General features: G+C 71.8%; 18 protein-coding genes. 5 read left to right on the plus strand and 13 right to left on the minus strand.

Going from position 1 to position 18,505, the window contains the following annotated elements:
* Positions 1–2 precede the first annotated feature (2 nt).
* Positions 3–401, minus strand: a complete 399-nt coding sequence (locus ACIBA9_RS01355; RefSeq protein ID WP_399359302.1) for a hydrogenase maturation nickel metallochaperone HypA — start codon at positions 399–401, stop codon at positions 3–5.
* 77 nt (positions 402–478) lie between these two features.
* On the opposite strand from ACIBA9_RS01355, the gene ACIBA9_RS01360 reads away from it, so the two are divergent.
* The gene (locus tag ACIBA9_RS01360; RefSeq protein ID WP_399359303.1) at positions 479–889 is read left to right on the plus strand and encodes a helix-turn-helix transcriptional regulator; all 411 of its coding nucleotides are present in this window, start codon (positions 479–481) and stop codon (positions 887–889) included.
* On the opposite strand, the gene ACIBA9_RS01365 is transcribed toward ACIBA9_RS01360, so the two are convergent.
* The 12 genes from ACIBA9_RS01365 to ACIBA9_RS01420 form a co-directional block, all read right to left on the minus strand.
* Complete coding sequence (locus ACIBA9_RS01365) at positions 865–981, minus strand: DUF6893 family small protein (protein WP_399359304.1); 117 nt, start codon at positions 979–981, stop codon at positions 865–867. The two genes, ACIBA9_RS01360 and ACIBA9_RS01365, sit on opposite strands and share 25 nt — an antisense overlap.
* Positions 982–986: 5 nt before the next feature.
* The gene (locus ACIBA9_RS01370) at positions 987–1,520 is read right to left on the minus strand and encodes a hydrogenase maturation protease (RefSeq protein ID WP_399359305.1); all 534 of its coding nucleotides are present in this window, start codon (positions 1,518–1,520) and stop codon (positions 987–989) included.
* Positions 1,517–2,932, minus strand: a complete 1,416-nt coding sequence (locus ACIBA9_RS01375; RefSeq protein WP_399359306.1) for a hypothetical protein — start codon at positions 2,930–2,932, stop codon at positions 1,517–1,519. The genes ACIBA9_RS01370 and ACIBA9_RS01375 overlap by 4 nt, the downstream gene beginning before the upstream one ends.
* Position 2,933: 1 nt before the next feature.
* A complete protein-coding gene (locus tag ACIBA9_RS01380; protein ID WP_399359307.1) occupies positions 2,934–3,575 on the minus strand; it encodes a DUF6084 family protein in 642 nt (213 codons plus the stop codon).
* Positions 3,572–4,234, minus strand: a complete 663-nt coding sequence (locus ACIBA9_RS01385; protein WP_399359308.1) for a DUF5947 family protein — start codon at positions 4,232–4,234, stop codon at positions 3,572–3,574. Before ACIBA9_RS01385 ends, ACIBA9_RS01380 begins: the two co-directional genes overlap by 4 nt.
* Complete coding sequence (locus tag ACIBA9_RS01390; protein ID WP_399359309.1) at positions 4,231–5,169, minus strand: NifU family protein; 939 nt, start codon at positions 5,167–5,169, stop codon at positions 4,231–4,233. Before ACIBA9_RS01390 ends, ACIBA9_RS01385 begins: the two co-directional genes overlap by 4 nt.
* A 46-nt stretch (positions 5,170–5,215) precedes the next feature.
* On the minus strand, positions 5,216–6,952 hold the full coding sequence (locus ACIBA9_RS01395; RefSeq protein ID WP_399359986.1) for a nickel-dependent hydrogenase large subunit: 1,737 nt from the start codon (positions 6,950–6,952) through the stop codon (positions 5,216–5,218).
* 157 nt (positions 6,953–7,109) lie between these two features.
* Entirely contained in the window at positions 7,110–8,192 is a 1,083-nt protein-coding gene (locus ACIBA9_RS01400; RefSeq protein WP_399359310.1) for a hydrogenase expression protein HypE, read from the minus strand.
* Between the two features lie 158 nt (positions 8,193–8,350).
* Positions 8,351–10,033, minus strand: coding sequence for an ABC transporter family substrate-binding protein (locus ACIBA9_RS01405; RefSeq protein ID WP_399359311.1), 1,683 nt, complete (start codon positions 10,031–10,033; stop codon positions 8,351–8,353).
* A 117-nt stretch (positions 10,034–10,150) separates the two neighbouring features.
* Complete coding sequence (locus ACIBA9_RS01410; RefSeq protein WP_399359312.1) at positions 10,151–12,328, minus strand: dipeptide ABC transporter ATP-binding protein; 2,178 nt, start codon at positions 12,326–12,328, stop codon at positions 10,151–10,153.
* A complete protein-coding gene (locus ACIBA9_RS01415) occupies positions 12,325–13,275 on the minus strand; it encodes an ABC transporter permease (protein ID WP_399359313.1) in 951 nt (316 codons plus the stop codon). The genes ACIBA9_RS01410 and ACIBA9_RS01415 overlap by 4 nt, the downstream gene beginning before the upstream one ends.
* Before the next feature lies 1 nt (position 13,276).
* Entirely contained in the window at positions 13,277–14,260 is a 984-nt protein-coding gene (locus ACIBA9_RS01420; RefSeq protein WP_399359314.1) for an ABC transporter permease, read from the minus strand.
* Between the two features lie 791 nt (positions 14,261–15,051).
* Here ACIBA9_RS01420 and ACIBA9_RS01425 point away from each other — a divergent pair.
* From ACIBA9_RS01425 to ACIBA9_RS01440, 4 genes are all read left to right on the plus strand, one after another.
* Complete coding sequence (locus ACIBA9_RS01425) at positions 15,052–16,317, plus strand: PP2C family protein-serine/threonine phosphatase (protein ID WP_399359987.1); 1,266 nt, start codon at positions 15,052–15,054, stop codon at positions 16,315–16,317.
* 235 nt (positions 16,318–16,552) lie between these two features.
* On the plus strand, positions 16,553–17,389 hold the full coding sequence (locus ACIBA9_RS01430; RefSeq protein ID WP_399359315.1) for a SigB/SigF/SigG family RNA polymerase sigma factor: 837 nt from the start codon (positions 16,553–16,555) through the stop codon (positions 17,387–17,389).
* Positions 17,390–17,419: 30 nt separating this feature from the next.
* Positions 17,420–18,046 (plus strand): dihydrofolate reductase family protein, encoded by a 627-nt coding sequence (locus ACIBA9_RS01435; RefSeq protein WP_399359316.1) that lies wholly within the window; start codon positions 17,420–17,422, stop codon positions 18,044–18,046.
* A gap of 141 nt (positions 18,047–18,187) precedes the next feature.
* A complete protein-coding gene (locus tag ACIBA9_RS01440; protein WP_399359317.1) occupies positions 18,188–18,394 on the plus strand; it encodes a cold-shock protein in 207 nt (68 codons plus the stop codon).
* Positions 18,395–18,505: the final 111 nt, after the last annotated feature.

The following is an 18,505-nucleotide window of genomic DNA, read 5'->3' on the forward strand; positions in this document are numbered from 1 at the left end:
GGCTACCTCCGGGTGGGAGACGGCTCCTTCGCCGAGGCGAAGCGGGTGGTGGGGGCCGGTGCGGAGACGGGCTCCGTGACCAGCCGGACGATCTCCAGCTCGCGACCGGAGAGCAGGACGAGTGGCCGGGCGCACTGTTCGCACCAGAGCACCGGTGGCATCCCGGTGGGGCTCTCGTGCCCGCAGCCGTCGCAGCGGGCCCGCCCCTCTACAGTCTCGATCAGCAGCTCGGCGCCCGCCAGCGTGGTGCCCTCGGTGGCGAGGGTGAAGGCGAGATACAGCGCCTCGGGGACGACCGCCGCCAGTTCCCCGACGCGCAGCGTCACCGAGCGCACCGTCTCGGCGCCGGCCAGCGGTTCCAGCTCGTCCACGACAGCCGTGGCGATGGACAACTCGTGCACGCCGCTCACCTCCCGGTCCGCCACCGGGCGGCCGCCGAATGGGGCGCGAGGCGCTCGATGGCTAGGCTGGAGGGGCGATGAACGCACACGAGGCCGAGCGCCGCACGCTGCTCACCCCGGTCCTGCTCCTGTTGCTGGCCGAGCGCCGGGGGCACGGCTACGAGCTGGTGCAGCGGCTGGTGGGCATGGGCTGGCCGGAGGTGGAGTCCGCGCACGTGTACCGGGTGCTGCGGGGCCTGGAGGGCTGCGGGTCGGTCACCTCGGCTTGGGACTCCTCCGACCACGGACCGGCGCGGCGCGTGTACACGCTGACCGAGCAGGGCGCCATGGAACTGGCGTTGTGGTTCGTACGCCTGGGGGAGATGCACGGCGTCCTCCATGTCTTCCTGGAGCGGTACGTCCAGCTCACGGATGCCGCGGGGCCGGGTGGCAGCCGTCTGCCGCGAACATCCCCGTCCACCGGTCACATTCGTCGCATACGCAAATAGCGCTGGACGTCCGGCAGGTTTCTCGCCATCTCGTAGGCGAACATCAAACCGACCGCGAGGCCGAGCCACGCGTAACCCGTGTGTCCGTGCATGGGGGTCAACTCCTCGTCGCTGTGTGGGACGCCCGGCGGGCGAGCCCGGTCACCAGATCGGCGGCCCGGTCGACCGCTTCGGCCACGGGCGGGGTGAGCCCGAGGCCGTCGCCGACGTCGCCGGGCTCGCAGCCGACGACGTACACGTGATCCGGCAGGGTGCCGCCCGCCGACGCGTGCAGCCCGTGCATCAGCCGCAGCACCGCGGCCGGATCCATGGCGTGACTGTCGACGGGGCCGGGGCAGGCGTCCGCGGCGCCGTCCGCCGGCCGGCCCACGTCGATGGTGTAGAGCGTGCCGGGCGGCCCGTCGCGGTGCACGGCGTCCACCAGGACCAGCGTGCGGTAGCCGTCCAGCAGGCGATAGGCCAGATGCAGCCCGCGGATGCCCACGTCCATCAGGTCGACGCCCGGTGGCAGGCCGGCGGGACCGCGGCGGGCCAGGTGCTGGACCGTCTCCACCCCGAACCCGTCGTCACGCCGGAAGACGTTGCCGACGCCCGCCACCAGGACGGCCGGGCCGGCCGGGGCGGCGGTCACGGCTCCTCCCCGGTGAGCGGCCTGACCTCGTCGGGCCGGAAGTACAGGAACCGGCCCTGGGCGCGGCGCACGTCGGAGCCGGGGTCGTCGTCCATCACCACCGCCAGGTGCGTCTCGCCGTCCAGGTCGTCGACCACGGCCTCCACGGTGGCGTGCCGTCCGCGCAGGAAGACGTCCTGGGCGTCGGACCGGCGGGCCCCCGGCGTGAGCACGACGCGGCTGCCTGCGCCGAGCGGGACGCCTTCGACGACGACCACGATCTCGTCCCCGGCCCCCGGCTCCTGGGCCGGGTCCCACCATGGGTGCCCGGTGCCCGGCGGCAGGTCGAGCCCCTGCCGGGGCGCGGGGTCCGGCTGCCGCTCCCCGGTGATCTCGCGCAGTGAGCGGATCGTCCCGTGCAGCCGGTCGCGCACGGCGGCGGGCAGGCCGTCGACCAGGTCGATGACCTCGGCGGCCCGTGCGTCGGTGCCCCGGGCCTCGCGCTTCTCCCGGTCCGTGAGGGCGGCGGTGCGCAGGGAGAGGATCTCGTCGATCTCGGTGGCGTCGTAGAGAGGGCCGGGGCTCTCCTCGGCGAGCGTGGGATGGTCCTCCAGGATGATCGGCGCGGACAGGACGACGTCGTCCGCGTGGGCCGCGCCGGCCAGCACCGGCCAGGTGCGGTCGTTGTGGCACTCCTGGACCTGCCCGCGGGCCCATTCCGGCGGATCGGTCATCGACAGGAAGTGCCCGCCGGGCGCGCCGAGCAGCAGATGGGTGCCGACCATGGCGTGGGCCAGGACCGCGGCGCGGTCGCCCTGCCCCGGCGGGGCAGGGGTGGTGTTGCGCACCGTCACGGTGAGCCGCAGCACCCGGTAGGGGCCGGGCAGTTCCTCCAGGGCGGGGCTCAGCGTGCCGGTCACGCGCGCGGTACGGCGCACCAGCCGGCCCACGGTCCGTCCGGACGGGTCCGTCACCGGCTCCCGGCCGGTGTGCGCGGGCAGGTCGAACGCGACGTCCCAGTCCTCGCCGCCGGCGGTCAGGTCCCGGGCGGGCAGGTGGATGCGGACCCGCTCCTCGGCGCCCTCGTCCCACGGCACCAGGATCCGGTCGGGCAGTTCCAGCTCGGGCACCGGGGTGTAGGAGCCGTCGGCCTCCAGGCGTTCGACGGTGCGCCGGCGCACCCGCAGGAAGCGCAGTTCGGCGTCCACCCGCGCCGCGCCGCGCGGTTCCAGCAGACACTGGGTGCGCTGGGCGCAGTTCTCGCCGCCCTCGTGGGCCACGGCCGCCGGGACGAGGACGCCGAACTGCCAGCGCACCTGGTTCTTCGCGGCCGAGGCACGGTAGGGGTACAGCACATAGCCCTCGTAGAGGACCGCGTCGGCGACCGCGCGGGCATGGTCGAGCACGTCGGCGGTGTGCGTGGCGCCCTTCATGTCAGCGGCTCCCTTGCCCGTCGGCGGCGCCGAGGAGTTCGGTCACGACCTGTTCCCAGGACGGCAGGGCACGCTCGGACCGGTAGCGGCGCAGTGCCTCCAGGCAGTCGTTGCGTACGCGAATCCAGCCGGTGCCGGGGAAGTAGGTGTCGATCAGCTGCCGCCACACCCGCACCGGCATCCGGTACGCGGACTCCTTGTGCCAGGGGATGGGCTCGGCGCGGAAACCGCCGTCCGAGGTGAAGACGGTGCCCGAGTACAGCAGCAGCAGCGGGATCTCGCCCTGGGTGAGGGCGCGGAAGTACGACGCCGAGGCCACCTCGGTGTCGTAGGTGCACGGCACGGGCAGCTCGACCTCGGTCGGCCCGGTGAAGCCGGGCACCGTGATGGACGCGTGCGCGAACTGCAGGGGCTTGAGCGTGGTGTCCCAGCGTCCGGGTTCGCCGAAGAGGTCGGCGAGCATGTCGACCTCCTCCGGTTCGTAGGTGCGGCGGGCGGGCTCGATGCGGATCTGGCAGCGCAGCGCGACCGCGTGCACCGGCCGGTGGTCGCTCTCCTCGATGCGCAGGCCGAACAGCAGGGTGGGGCCCGCGCCGTAGGGTTCGGGCCGGACGCCGGTGCAGCTGATCTCCAGGTCGGTCACGCCGGCCCCCCGACGTTCGTGCCCGGGTCCGCGCCGGCGGTGGAACCGGCCGGCAGCGGGCGGGCGGCGGCCCGGACCCGTTCGAAGAACGCCGCGAGGTCGGCGCGCGCCTCGGAGCCGCCGTCGAAGCCCTTCCAGTGCAGACGCATCCGGCCGACCAGTTCGTAGCAGACGTCGACGGGCACGAGCGCGCACAGGCCCGGTCCGCCGCGCTCCTGGTGCACCAGCAGTGCCTCGACGTCCGGTTGGAGGAGGGCGGCCAGCCGGGTGCCGCCGAGCACCTCGTCCCAGGTCGTCGGGTCGAGTTCGCTCTCGGTGGCGCCGGCCGGGCTGGGGTAGAAGGCGCAGAGCCGGTCGAGGCCGGAGTTGCGGAAGAAGAAGGCGAGTCCCACCGGGATCTGGAGCCGGCCGCTGTCTTGTTCGTCGAGCCGGAAACCGGGATCGACGAGGTAGCGGGCGGGGACGGCCCGGAACCGCCCGCCTCCGGCACCGGGCCGGTCCAGCAGCAGATGGCAGGGCGGACAGACGCACTTCAGGCCGCGCAGCCGGGTGTCGACCAGGTGACGGTGCTCCTCGGGCAGCGGCTCGCCGCACAGCTCGCAGAGCTGCCCCGGCGGCGCCGGCCGGCGGGTGAACTGCCGCAGCACGTCGCCGGTCACGACGCCGCCGCCTGACGCTCGGGCAGCGCGATACGCACGGAGCCGTCGTCCTCCGCCAGCAGCGGCAGCGGTTCGAGATGCCCCTGGGCGCCGGAGCCCGCGTGCCGTACGTCGTACTCGGTGCCGCAGTCGGCGCAGCGCAGCAGATCACCGCTGAGGTCGGCGTCGTCCAGCCGGGAGCCGCAGTCGGCACAGCGATCGAGGTAGGCGTACAGCCCGCCCGGCAGCCGCACGAACAACAGCAGGGCGCCGTCCACCCGCGCGCTGCCCAGGGCGTGCTCCGGCCCGGGCAGCCCCTCGGGCCCCACGGTGTGCCAGTGCGCGGGCCCGGGCGGGGCGAGGCCGGGCGACGCGGGGGATGCGGAGCCCGGCGGCCTGTGGCCGGGCGCGTCCTCGGGTGGGCCGGGCAGGATCTGCAGCAGGGCCGGTCCGGCGGCGGGGGCCTCGGTCGCTCCCTCGACGTCGATGCGGGCGATCTCGGGGGCCGTACGCGCGACGGCCTCCTCGATGGTCCAGCGCACGGTCTGCGCGGAGGACGGACAGCCGTCGCAGCTGCCGCGCAGCCGTAGCCGCAGCACCTGTCCCTCCGCCGAGCCGTCGTCGAGGCCCAGCACCTCGACGTCGCCCGCGTGGGAGCCCAGGTAGGGCCGCACCTTGTCCAGCGCGCGCCCGACCCGGGTCAGGGTGTCCTCGGGGTGCAGGTCGTGCAGGATCAGCAGGTCGGCGACGAGTTCGTCGGCGACGAGGACGGCCACGGGGTCCGCGCCGGGCGGGGCGTTGCCGAGCAGCCGGACCACCCGGGCCAGTCCCTCGCCGTAGAACTCGACGAGCGTGCGCACCAGTTCGTCGGCCGCGGCGCGGGCGCGTGGGTCGCCGGTGCGCGCCAGTTCGTCGAGGAGGGCGGCGACGCGCTCGCCCGTGTCCTGTCCCGCCATCGACGGCCCCTTCCTCTCGGCCGGCCCGGGCGTCCCGGCGCCGTGCTCAGACGGCGAGTCCGCTCAGTCCGGTGGGCATGTGGGTCTGCTCCACGGTGCGGCCGCCGCCGACGTACATGTGCACGCCGCACGGCAGACAGGGGTCGAAGCTGCGCACGGCGCGCATGATGTCGATGCCCTTGAAGTTCTCCGGCGGGTTCTCCTCGAAGATCGGGGTGTTCTGCACGGCGTCCTCGTAGGGGCCCGGAGTGCCGTAGGAGTCGCGGACGCTGCCGTTCCACGGCGTGGGCGGGTACGGATGGTAGTTGGCGATCTTGCCGTCGCGGATCACCATGTGATGGCTCAGCACGCCCCGCACGGCCTCGGTGAAGCCGCAGCCGATCGATTCGTCGGGCACGTCGAACTTCTCCCAGGTCTGGGTGCGTCCGGCGCGTACCTCGGCCATCGCCTGCTCGGCGAAGTGCAGGGCGGCGGCGGCCGCGTAGGCCTGGAAGTAGGTGCGGGCCCGGTTGCGTTCCAGGGCGTTGCTCCAGCGCGGGATGTGCCACTCCAGGGTGGTCTCCGGCTTGGTCATGGTGCGGGGCAGGTTGATCTGGACACTGTGTCCGGTGGCCTTGACGTATCCGATGTCGACCAGGCCGGACAGGGCCGTGGACCACAGCCGGGCGATGGGGCCGCCGCCGGTGTCCAATGCGAGGTGGTCCGTGCCGTCGAACCAGCGCGGGGACATCACCCAGCTGTACTTGTCGTCGAAGTCCCGTTTCTGCGGCGCGGGAACGGTGTGCTGGTTCCAGGGGTGGCGTTCGTCGACACGGTTGCCCAGCGGGTCGAACTCCACGAACTTGCCCATCCCCACCCAGTCCTCGTAGTACGAACTGCCCAGCAGGATGCGGATGCCGAGATTGATGTCCACGAGGTCGTTGGTGATCAGCTTGCCGTCCACGATCACACCGGGGGTGACGAACATCCGCCGGCCCCAGTCGGACATCCGGGCGTAGGTGAAGTCGCAGTACTCGGGGTCGTTGAGCGCGCCCCAGCAGCCCAGCAGCACCCGGCGCCGTCCGACGTCCTCGTAGCCCGGCAGGGCCTCGTAGAAGAAGTCGAAGAGGTCGTCGTGGAGGGGGACCACCCGCTTCATGAACTCCACGTAGCGGGTGAGGCGGGTGAGGTAGTCGGTGAACAGCTGCACCGTCGCCACCGTGCCCACGCCGCCCGGATACAGCGTGGAGGGGTGCACATGGCGGCCCTCCATCAGGCAGAACATCTCCCGGGTGTACCGGCTGACCTGGAGGGCCTCACGGTAGAACTCGCCCTCCAGCGGGTTCAGCGAGCGCATGATGTCGGCGATGGTGCGGTAGCCGTGCTCCGCCGCGTGCGGGGCCTCGGTCCGCTCGGCCAGTTCCAGCACGCCCGGATTGGTCTCGCGGACCATCTTCTCGCAGTAGTCGACCCCTACCAGGTTCTCCTGGAAGATGTTGTGGTCGAACATGTACTCCGCTGCCTCGCCGAGATTGATGATCCACTCGCCGAGGTGCGGTGGCGCCACGCCGTAGGCCATGTTCTGCGTGTACACCGAGCAGGTGGCGTGGTTGTCGCCGCAGATGCCGCAGATACGGCTGGTGATGAAGTGCGCGTCGCGCGGATCCTTGCCGCGCATGAAGATGCTGTACCCGCGGAACACCGAGGACGTGCTGTAGCACTCGGCGACCCGCTTCGCCTTGAAGTCGATCTTGGTGTGGATGCCGAGACTGCCCACGATCCGGGTGATCGGGTCCCAGGACATCTCCACGAGGCTGCCACCGGTCGACTTGTCCGTCACCGTCCCCATGATGCCGCTCCGATTTCCTGTCGGGTGCTGTGCCCTCTCCGCGCGCCCGGGCGGGGGTCCGCCTGCGTGGCGCGGGGCAGTGGCCGGGCGGCACCGCCGCCGGCCAGGCCGGTCACCATGGCGCCCGGTACCCGGTGGTCAGCTTCTCGCCCCTGGTCCGCCACTTGGGTTCGTTGTCCACGGTCCGTTCCGTGTAGTGGCGCAGCCGCCGGACGACCGAGCCGTAGACGCTGCTCGCCGCCGACGAGACATGGCTGCCGGGCGGCTCGTCCATGAACGGCATGAACTTGTCCGGGAAGCCGGGCATCGTGCAGGCGATGCAGATGCCGCCCACGTTCGGGCAGCCGCCGACCCCGTTGATCCAGCCGCGCTTGGGCACGTTGCACTTGACCACCGGCCCCCAGCACCCCAGCTTCACCAGGCACTGAGGGGAGCCGTACTCCTCGGCGAACTGTCCCTGCTCGTAGTAGCCGGCCCGGTCGCAGCCCTCGTGCACGGTGGCCCCGAACAGCCAGGTCGGCCGCAGTTCCTCGTCCAGCGGGATCATCGGCGCCGCGCCGGTGGCCTGGTAGAGCAGGTAGAGCAGGGTCTCGGAGGCGTTGTCCGGATGCACCGGGCAGCCCGGGATGCAGACGATCGGGATGCCCGCCTGCGAGGTCCACTCCCAGCCCAGGTAGTCGGGCACGCCCATCGCTCCGGTGGGGTTGCCCGCCATGGCGTGGATGCCGCCGTACGTGGCGCACGTGCCCATCGCCACCACCGCGAGGGCCTTCGGCGTGAGCCGGTCGAGCCATTCGCTGGTGGTGATCGGCTGACCCGTCTGCGGGTCGTCGCCGAAACCACACCAGTAGCCCTCCGGTTTGATCCGCTCGTTCGGGATGGAACCCTCGACGACCAGCACGAACGGGTCGATCTCCCCCCGCTCGGCCTTGAAGAACCACTCGATGAACGTGTCCGCCCCCTGAACCGGACCGCACTCGAAGTCGATCAACGGCCAGTGCACGGCCACCTTCGGAAGCCCCGGCAGCGCCCCCAGCGCGAGCTCCTCGATGCTGGGCTGGGTCGCGGCGGTCAGGGAGACCGAGTCCCCGTCGCAACTCAGCCCCGCGTTGATCCACAGAATGTGTACGGTCGGTTCGTCCTGTTGGTCGGCGGGTGCGGCCGGATCGGCCACGGTACCGGTCGAGGCGTTCATGAACCCTCCTCGGATCCGCGCGGGGACGAAGGAACGGCTGTTGTGCGGCCTACTACTCGGGTGTAGCACTGCCGCCCGGCGGCGGGTAAGTGCGATCTGGCCCTAGCGGGGACGGCTCGGGCTCGGGGGCGACAGGTGGGGGGCGTCGGGCGCGGGGCCTACTTCTCCCAGCCGACCGTCTCCGGCAGCGGGTTGGCGAAGATGGTGGCGCCCACGTTGGCGAGCCCCTTCTTCACCCCGTAGGTCGAGGGGCCGCTGAACAGCGGAAGGAATGCGTACTGCCGCAGCGCCTTCCGCTCGACCTTGTTGACCGCCGCCGCCTGCTTGCCGAGGTCGGCGATCTTGGCGGTGGCCCGGATCTCCCGATCCAGGGCGGGTGAGCCCGCGCCGGTCAGATTGGAGGAACGGTCCGAGCAGTAGAAGTCGCACAGATAGCGGGCGCCGAAGGGGTCCATGGAGCGGTTGCCGGAGAGGAAGAGATCGAACTTGCGCCCGCTGAGGATGCTGGAGAAGTCCGCCTCGTCGGCCTTCTTGACGACGAGTTTGACGCCGACCCGCTTCAGCATCGCGGCGAAGGCGCCGGCGGTGGCCTTGTCCAGCGGGTCGTCGCCGAGGAGGGTGTAGCCGACCTCGAGCCTCCTGCCGCCCTTGGCCCGGATGCCGTCGCCCCCGGGCTTCCAGCCCGCCGCGTCGAGTGCCCTCCCGGCCTCGTCCGGCGCGTACTTCAGCACGGCTGAGACGTTGTCCTCGTAGCCCTTCTGGAAGCTGTACAGCACGGCCGAACCGGGCAACGGCTCCCGGTAGTCGAGGCCCTGGAACCGGATCCTCGCTATCTGGGCGCGGTCGATGCTCTCCTCGATGGCCTTGCGCACACCCCGGTCCGCGAGGACGGACGAGCGGGTGTTGAAGTAGAGCGCGTACTCGAAGGGGCTGCCACCGCTGCGGATCTCCGTGCCGCTCAGCCCCTTGACCTGCTTGAGGCTCTCCGCGTCGACGGCGGAGACGTAGTCCAGCTGGCCGTTCTTGAAGGCGTTGACCGCCGCGGTCGATTCCAGGTCCACGTAGACGCGCTTGTCCAACTTGCCCTTCCTTCCCCACCACTTGGGGTTGCGGACGAAGGTGATGTCGCCGGAGTGTGTGTCCCACTTGCCGACCGTGTACGGGCCGGCGCCCCACTCCGGGTGTGCCTTCTTCACATACGCCTTGTTGAAATGGTCGACCGTGGCGGCCTTGGGGTGCAGGAAGGTGGTGAACAGGCTCGACCAGGCGGAGTCGACGCCCTTGAAGGTGATGACGGCCTGCTTGGCGTCCCTGCCCTTCTCGACCGAGGTGATCTGGTCGTAGCCGTTGGTCGAAGAGGCGGCGTAGTCCTTGTCGGAGCCGTTGTTCGCCTTCCAGGTGGCCTTGATCGCGGTCCAGTCGATCGGTGTGCCGTCGTTGAAGACGGCCTTCGGGTTGATCGTCAGCGTGACCTTCTGGTCGCCGCCCTCGACGGTCACCTTCACATCGCTGTAGTAGTCCGGGTTGTACCGCACCTCGCCGGTCGGCGAGTAGGTGATCGCGTCGGCGTTGTACCAGGCCCAGACCCGGGCGGCGGTCAGCGTGGCATTGACGTTGAACGGGTTGCCCTGGTCGTCGAACGTGCCGACCGTGGTGAAGGTGCCACCGTCCCTGATCCTGTCGTAGGGGGTGGGGTTGTAGTCGGCGGCGGCCGGCGCGGCGGTCGGAGCACCCTTCGGGTCCGAGTCCGCGGCGCCCGTCCCGGACGACGACCGGCACGCGGTGGCGGCGACGGAGACGGCGGCGAGGAGGGCGACGGGCAGGGCCAGTCTTGTGCGCATGGGGGAGGAGTCCTTACGGGTCGGTGACAGCGGCCGGGCCGGGAACGGCGGGCCTGGACAGGGAGGCCGGGGGCGGCCCGGGTCCGCGGGCGGGTGTGCAGACGGTGTGACAGGCACTCAGCCCGCGTGGCATGCGTACTGGTGGCCGGGCTGTCCGGCCACGGCGGTCGGTGCGGGGCGCTCCGTACGACAGCGGCGCCGCACGGTCTCGTCGGCGGTCCGGTACAGAGGGCACCGGTCGACGAAGACGCAGCCCGGGGGCAGTCGGGCGGCATTGGGCTGCTCGCCCTCCAGCACGACGCGTTCACGGGAGCGTTCCCGCACCGGATCCGGCACCGGGATCGCGGACAACAGCGCCCGGGTGTACGGGTGTCGGGGGTCGGAGAAGATCGTCTCGGTGTCCCCGCTCTCCACGATGTGTCCCAGGTACATCACCGCGATGCGGTCGCAGATGTACCGGACCACGGCCAGATCGTGGGCGACCACCAGGTAGGCCAGGCCGAGTTCACGCTGGAGCCGCGCGAGCAGGTTGATCACCCCGGCCTGCACCGACACGTCCAGGGCGGAGAGCGGTTCGTCCAGGGCGAGCAGCCTCGGCTCCGTCGCCAGGGCCCTTGCGATGCCGACCCGTTGGCGCTGACCGCCGGAGAGGGCGGCCGGGAACCGGTCGCCCACCGAGCCGTCCAGGCCTACCAGCGCCAGCAGTTCGCGCACCCGGGACCGGATCGAGGCGCGGTCCCGGCCGATCGCCCGCAGCGGCTCGGCGAGCGACTGGAAGACGGGCAGCCGCGGATCGAGGGCCCCCAGCGGGTCCTGCATGACGATGCGCACGTCCTGCCGCAGCTGCCGGGTCCGCGCGCCGGAACCGATCGTGGCGACGTCGGTGCCGGCGATCTCGATCCGGCCGCCCTCGGGCCGTCTGAGCCGCAGGATCTCCATCAGCGTCGTCGTCTTGCCGCTGCCGGACTCGCCCACCAGGCCCAGCGTCTCACCGGCGCGCAGCTCGAAGCCGACCCGGTTGACGGCGTGCAGGGTGCCGATCCTGCGCTTGAGGAGGGCGCCCCTGGTCACCGGGAAGGTCTTGACGAGGTCCTCGACCCGGAGCACCACTTCGCGCGACGCGGTCGGACCCGGGGGCGGGACCGTGGCTGTCGCGAGTGCGGGCGTGGCCTTCCCCTCGGACCGGGCGGCGGGCCCGGTGCACCTCGCGGGCTCGAACTCCCCCGCGGAGTCGAGGGATCCGTCGTAGCCGGTGTTCCCGGCGGGGTCGAGGGATCCGTCGGCGATCTCCGTCGCGCGCAGACAGGCCACGTGCCCGTGCCCGGTGACATGTTGCAGGTCGGGTTCGTCGTCGCGGCACGCGTCGAGCGCGACGGCGCAGCGGGGCGCGAAGGGGCAGCCGCCCGTCAGGCCCACCGGGGTGGGCGGTTCGCCGCCGATCGGGACCAGCGGCCGGCGGGCCCCGCCGTCCACGGTCGGTACGGCGGCGAGCAACCGCGCGGTGTACGGCATCGTCGGCCGGCGGAACAGCTCCTCGACGCCCGCGTGCTCCACGAACCGGCCCGCGTACATGACGGCGACGTCGTCCGCGTGCCCGGCGACGACCCCGAGGTCGTGGGTGATGAGGACCAGACCGGCACCGGTCTCCTCCTGCGCCAGTCGCAGGACGTCGAGGATCTGTGCCTGCACGGTGACGTCGAGCGCGGTGGTGGGCTCGTCGGCCACGAGCACGGACGGCTTGTTGGCGATCGCCAGGGCGATGACCACGCGCTGGCGCATGCCGCCGGAGAACTCGTGCGGGAAGGAGGTGGCCCGGTTCCGCGGGTCCGGGATGCCGACGAGGTCGAGCAGTTCGACGGCCCGCTCCCAGGCCGCCCGTCTGGTCAGGTCCTGGTGGACCCGCAGGGCGTCGGAGAGCAGCCTGCCCACGGAGAAGATCGGCGTCAGCGCGGACAGGGGGTCCTGGAAGACCATGCCGATGGAGTTGCCCCGGATCCCGGACAGTTCCCGGTCGCCGAGGCCGATCAGGTCCCGCCCGCCCAGCAGCACCCGACCGCGCAGCTCGGCGGAGGGCGGCAGCAGGCCCATGATGCCCGTCGCCATGGCCGACTTGCCCGAGCCGGACTCGCCGACGATGCCGAGGGTCCGGCCGGGCAGCAGGTCGAAGCTCACCCCGCGCACCGCCTCGACGGTTCCGGCCTCGGACGGGAAGGAGACCCGCAGGTCCCGCACGGACAGCACGGCAGTGGCGTCGGCGGGCGGCACCGGGCCGCTCAGTGGGGTCGCGAGTGTCAACGTCGGCCTCCCGCCGAGCCGGTCACCGACGTGGGGTCGAGGGCGTCGCGCAGTCCGTCGCCGATGAAGGTCATCGACACGGTGAGCAGGACGACCAGCCCCGCCGGGAAGGCGAACAGCCAGGGTGCGCTGGTGACGGTGCTCGCCCCGTCCGCGAGCATTGTGCCGAGGGAGACGTCCGGGCTCTGGACGCCGAATCCGAGGAAGGACAGGGCGGTTTCGCTGAGCACCGTCGCCACCACGCCCAGCGTCAGGTTGACGATGAGCAGGGAGCCGAGGTTGGGGATGATGTGGCGCAGGATGATGCGCGGCGGGCTGACGCCCATGAACTCCGCCGCCGTCACGTAGTCCCGTTCGCGCAGGGAGGTCGACACGGACCAGATGACCCGCGCGGTGGGCATCCAGCCGAACACGGTCAGCACGGCGACGAGGACGCGCCAGTCGCCGGCCAGGCGGTGCGAGACCAGGGCGAGGATGAGGAACGAGGGGACGATCAGCAGGAAGTGGATGACGGCGAGTGTCACCGTCTCGACCCGGCCGCCGAAGTACGCGGCACTGGAGCCGATGACCGCGGCGACGACGATCGTCAGGACGGATACGCTCACGGCGATCACCAGGGAGCGCTGGAGTCCGTGCACGGCGCACGCGTAGATGTCGTTGCCGCCCTGGTTGGTGCCGAACCAGTGCAGGGCGCTGGGCGGTTGGGTGAGCGCGGTGAAGTCGGCGTCGGTGTACGCGTAGGAGGTGAAGAGGCCGCCGAGGGCGCCGAAGAGCACCAGCAGCACGAAGAGCGCCACACCGGCGACGGCGAGCCGGTTGCGCCGGAAGCGCCGCAGATAGAGCCGGCCGAGGCCGAGGTCGCCATGGTCCGGCGCGGGCAGCGGCACGTCGGCGGCCGGGCCGGGCGCCGTGGTGGACGGGGGGCCGGGCGTCGCGTCGATGGCCATGTCAGCTCACCCGCACTCTCGGGTCGAGGAAGACGGTGGCGATGTCCGCGAGGACCGCGCCCAGGGCGGTCAGCGCCGCCGCGAAGGCGGCCGTCGCCACCGTGCCGTGCACGTCGTTCTTCGCGATGGTCTGGACGAAGTAGCGGCCCATGCCGTTCCAGCCGAACACCGTCTCGGTGATGACGGCGCCGGTGAAGATGGCCGGGACGCTGAACGCCACGGAGGCCGCCGTGGGGATGAGCGCCGCCCTCAGGGCGTGTCTGCGAATCGCCTGGCCACGGGTGAGGCCGGTGGCCTGGGCCGTGCGGACGAAGTCGGCGTTGATCGTGTCCAGCAGCAGCGAACGCTGCGTCAGGTGGTAGCCGACGTACCCCATCAACGTCAGCGTCAGGGTGGGCAGGATGAGGTGCAGGAGGCGGTCGCCGATGGTCGGGAGCAGCCCTTCCACGTTGGGGGAGTTGGCCCCGGCGACGTAGAGGAAGTGCAGCCCGGCGTGCTGGTTCAGCCAGATGGCGACGAAGACCACGGCGAGCGCGGCGACGGACGTGGGCACGTTGAACACCGCGATGGACACGGCCTGCGTGAGCCGGTCGGCCCAGCCGTACTGCCGTGCGGCGGTGTAGACCCCGAGCGCGACGCCGATCACCACGGACAGGATCGTCGCGATGACGACCAACTCCGCGCTGACGAGGGACCGGTAGCCCACCTCGCCGTTGACGGAGACGCCGGTGGGGGACTTGCCCCAGTCGAAGTGGAGGACCACCGAGGTGAGCCAGTCCCACCAGCGGTGCACCAACGGCACCCGCGGGTCCAGGTTGTAGGGAGCGAGGGCCCGGTCGATCTGGTCCTCGCTGCGGACCGGCCGCAGCTCCTTGAAGTTCGATCGCGGATCCAGGAACCAACTCGCCAGGAAATAGGTGGCGTTGGTGGCGACCACGATCATCAGCAGCCAGCCGGCCGCCTTGCGTGTCACATAGCGCACCACGCGCGGCACCCCCTCACCACACAGAAGAGGTGCGCCTGCGGGGCGCCGGGGAGAGGACACGAGTACATGCGTGGCGGAGCTTTCTGCGGAGACGGGAAGGTCGCAGGCCAGCCTGGTCCGTACCTTGCGCCGCACACCAGGTTTCGGCGGGTCCCGCCATGAGCTCGAAACGCGGCCGCAGTAAACAATCCGGAATACGGTGCAATCCGGATGATCTTGCTCTGGTAGTGGAGCGTCTGATGCCCGGCGTAACCGTGCCGAGGTGGCGACGGCGACCCCCGCGTGGGGGCCTTCGTCGCCGACCGGCGGCTCGCGACCGGCTCCGGGTCCGCACGACCGGCGGGACCGCTGCGCGAGGGCCGACCGCTGTTGCCGGACCGCACCTCACCCCCCCCGCGGCCGTACGCTCCGCGGCCCCCTGCAGCGGTCGCGTCCGAGCCGTCACCGCGCCGCACACCGACACGGAGGCCGCGGTGCTGCTCATCCGCACCGGCGGCCATCTCGCCCGAGCCGGTGACGACCCCTCCCGGCACCGACGACCCGCACACCGCCCTGACCGACTGGTTCGGACCGGCCCCCACCCGATCGGAACGCCGACGTACCGCTCCCGCCGAGCACGCGGTACGGCCGGGCGGGCGCCCACCCTTGGGTGCGCACGGGTCCGGCCTCGGCCGGGCGAGGGCGGGGACCGGTGTCGCGTGGCACGCTGGGCCTTAGCCGACGGCATCCGCTGTTCGTGCTGCGCGAGAGGCGGCTCTGGCGTGACCACTGAGGGCTCGAGCGGGGAACGCATGCTGGCGGATCTGCTGGCCGCGAGCCATCTGATGCCGCTGGAGGCGCTGCCGCGCGAGGCGAACGCGTACGCGGCGGCCGCCGGGCTGCGCGAGGTGCGGATCTACCTCGCCGATCTCAGGCATACGGTCCTGCGACTGCTGACCGGCTCCGGCCCGGATGCGGCCGAGGGCGCGCGCGGCGACGCGGCCGAGCTGGTCGTCGACGCCACCCTGGCCGGCCGGGCCTACCGGTTCGGCCGGATCGTGCCGGCCGCGGCGGGTCCGGACGGCCACGGTTGGTGGGTGCCGCTGCTGGACGGCACGGAACGGCTGGGCGCGCTGCACATCGTCACGGCGACGGACGACGAGCGCACCGCGGACGACATGCAGGCCCTGGCGTCGCTGCTGGCACTGATCATCGTCAGCAAGCGGGACCACAGCGACTCCTACGCCCGGCTCGTGCGGTCGGCGCCGATGGGGGTGGCCGCGGAGATGCAGTGGAGTCTGACCGCGCCGCGCACCTACGCCGACGGCCGGGTGGTGGTCTCCGCGGTCATGGAGCCCGCCTATCGGATCAGCGGGGACGCCTTCGACTACGCGACCGACGGACACGTGGTGCACCTGTCCGTCTTCGACGCCATGGGCCACGACACCGCCGCCGGCCTGACCGCGAACCTGGCCATGGCGGCCTGCCGCAACGCGCGCCGCCAGGGCGCGGGACTCGTCGAGGTCACCGAGACGATCGAGCAGGTCCTGACCGAGCAGTTCGCCGACAGCTCCTACGCGACCGGCGTGCTCGCGGACCTGGACACCGCCACCGGCCTGCTGACCTGGGTCAATCGCGGGCACGTGCCACCGCTGCTGATCCGCGGCGGCCGCTGGGCCACCCGGCTGGGCTGCCCGCCGGCGCATCCCATGGGCACCCGCCTCGGGCTGCCCGTCTCCCTCTGCCGTGAGCAGCTCGAACCAGGCGACCGGCTCGTGCTCTACACCGACGGCATCACCGAGGCCCGGCGCGCCGGAACCGAGTTCGGTCTCGACCGTTTCGTGGACTTCCTGGTCCGCCATCACGCCGACGGCCTCCCCGTCCCCGAGACCCTGCGCCGTCTGACCAGGGCCGTCGTCGACCATCACGACGGCTACCTGCAGGACGACGCCACCGTCCTGCTGTGCGAATGGCTCGGGCCCACGCCCACCAACCGCCGGGCGGCAGCCGAGACAGGTATCGCGGAGCACCACAGGACGCCTCGCCCCCTCGGCCGTACGGCCGGCCCGCCCGCGTAACGCCGGGCGAGCCCCGAAGGTCCGCATACCGGTGTTTACCGGCGGACGCGAGGGGCAAGCGGGTCTCGTGCTTCGGACCGGAGGCGCGCGCCCAGCGGGGTCTGTACCGCTGCCTGGGTCCCCTACCGGCGGCCTGGGCGGTACATCCCGCGGCAGACCCTGGCACCACTTTCGGGCCTGAATCCGGAACCCTGTTCCGACGGTGCCCTGCGATCACGTTCAGGAGCGATTCCGCATGCTCACCGACATGTCGACAAGCCGTCACGGCACGCCCGACACGACCCTCCCCGTCGCCGAGCCACCCGCCCGGCGCTCTCACGCCGACGCACCCGACACCGGCCGGCTGTTCGCCCTGCTCAAAGAGCTGGAGGACGGTCCCCGGCGGAACGCCGTACGGGAGGAACTCGTCACCGCCTGGTTGCCCATGGCTCACCGGATCGCCGGCCGATTCCGTGATCGCGGGGAGTCCCTCGAGGATCTGCGGCAGGTCGCCGCGCTCGGGCTGGTGAAGGCGATCGACCGGTTCGACCCGTCCCAGGGAGCGTTCGAGAGCTACGCCGTACCCACCATCACCGGGGAGGTCAAGCGGCACTTCAGGGACCGCATGTGGGCCGTTCGGGTGCCGCGCCGGGTGCAGGACCTGCGCAACCGGGTGCGGGTGGCGCGGCGCGAACTCACCCAGCGGCCCGGCAGCCCCGAACCCACGGTCGCCGCCATCGCCGCACACACCGGGCTCGCCGAGGACGAGGTGAGCGCCGGCCTGGAGGCGCTGGAGAGCTTCAGCACCCTCTCGCTGGACGCCGAGCTGGCCGACGGCGACGACGGCTACAGCCTCGCCGACACCCTCGCCACGGCAGAGACCTCCTACGACGTGGTCCTCGACCGCGAGGCCGCCAAGGAAGGGCTGCGCCGGCTGCCCGAGCGCGAGCGCGCCATCCTCTACATGCGCTTCTTCGAGGACATGACGCAGAGCCGCATAGCCGACCGCCTCGGCCTCTCCCAGATGCACGTCTCCCGGCTCATCAGCCGCAGCTGCGCCCTCGTCCGTGAACAGGCCACGGACCGGCGATGAGTCCGGCCCGCGGACCGGGTCTATACGGGCATGACCCGGATCATCGCTGACATCTCGATCTCCCTCGACGGCTACGTCACCGGCCCCGACCCGGGGCCGGACACCGGTCTGGGGGCCGGCGGCGACGCCCTGCACACCTGGGCGTTCTCCGACGACCCCCAGGACCGCAGGATCCTGCGCGAGGGGACCGCCCGCTCGGGCGCGGTCGTCCTCGGCCGAAACCTCTTCGACCTGGTCGACGGGCCGAACGGCTGGGACGACCGGTGCGGCTACGGCGCCGGCGAGGTCGGCACGCCGGCCTTCGTCGTCGTGACTAGTTCGCCGCCGGAGTCGGTGCGCCTGACCGACCTCGACTGGACGTTCGTCACCACCGGTCTGGCCGACGCCCTCGCCACCGCGCGTCGGCGCGCGGAGGCGGCGTCGTCGGACACCGGCAGCGACCTCGACGTCATCCTGATGGGCGGCGGTGCCACGATCGGCTCGGCGATCGACGCCGGTCTGGTCGACGCGCTGACGGTTCACCTGGCGCCCGTCGTGCTGGGCGGCGGGACGCCCCTGTTCACCGGCGGAGTACCGCACACCCTCGTACAGCGGAACGTGATCCCGACGTCCACCGCGACGCACCTGGCCTACGACGTGCTGCGTCACGACGCTTGACCGGTTGTGAACACGGCTCCGCCCGGCCCGGCGACGAGCGGAGTCCCGCCAAGAGGTGGAGACTTGGATTGCCGGCGCCCCGCAGGGCTCGGCCGGCACCGCGACTCCGGTGCCGTGGGACATGAAGAAGGATTCAGAGCGATGGCAACTGGCAGTGTGAAGTGGTTCAACGCCGAGAAGGGCTTCGGCTTCATCCAGCAGGACGGCGGCGGACCGGACGTATTCGTTCACTTCTCTGCCATTCAGGGCACCGGCTTCAAGGAACTGTACGAGGGCGACAAGGTCGAGTACGACGTCACCCAGGGCCCGAAGGGTCCACAGGCGGAGAACGTCAACAGGGTGCAGTGAACCAGTCGATCTCACCGACCGGCCGGCCGCCGGCACGCGATCGCGTCGCCGGTGGCCGGGTGGCCCGGTGGGCAGGACCTCATCCGGGCCACCGGCCCCCCCCCGCACCCC

Origin of the sequence: Streptomyces sp. NPDC051452 (assembly GCF_044454765.1) — a bacterium.
GTDB lineage: Bacteria > Actinomycetota > Actinomycetes > Streptomycetales > Streptomycetaceae > Streptomyces.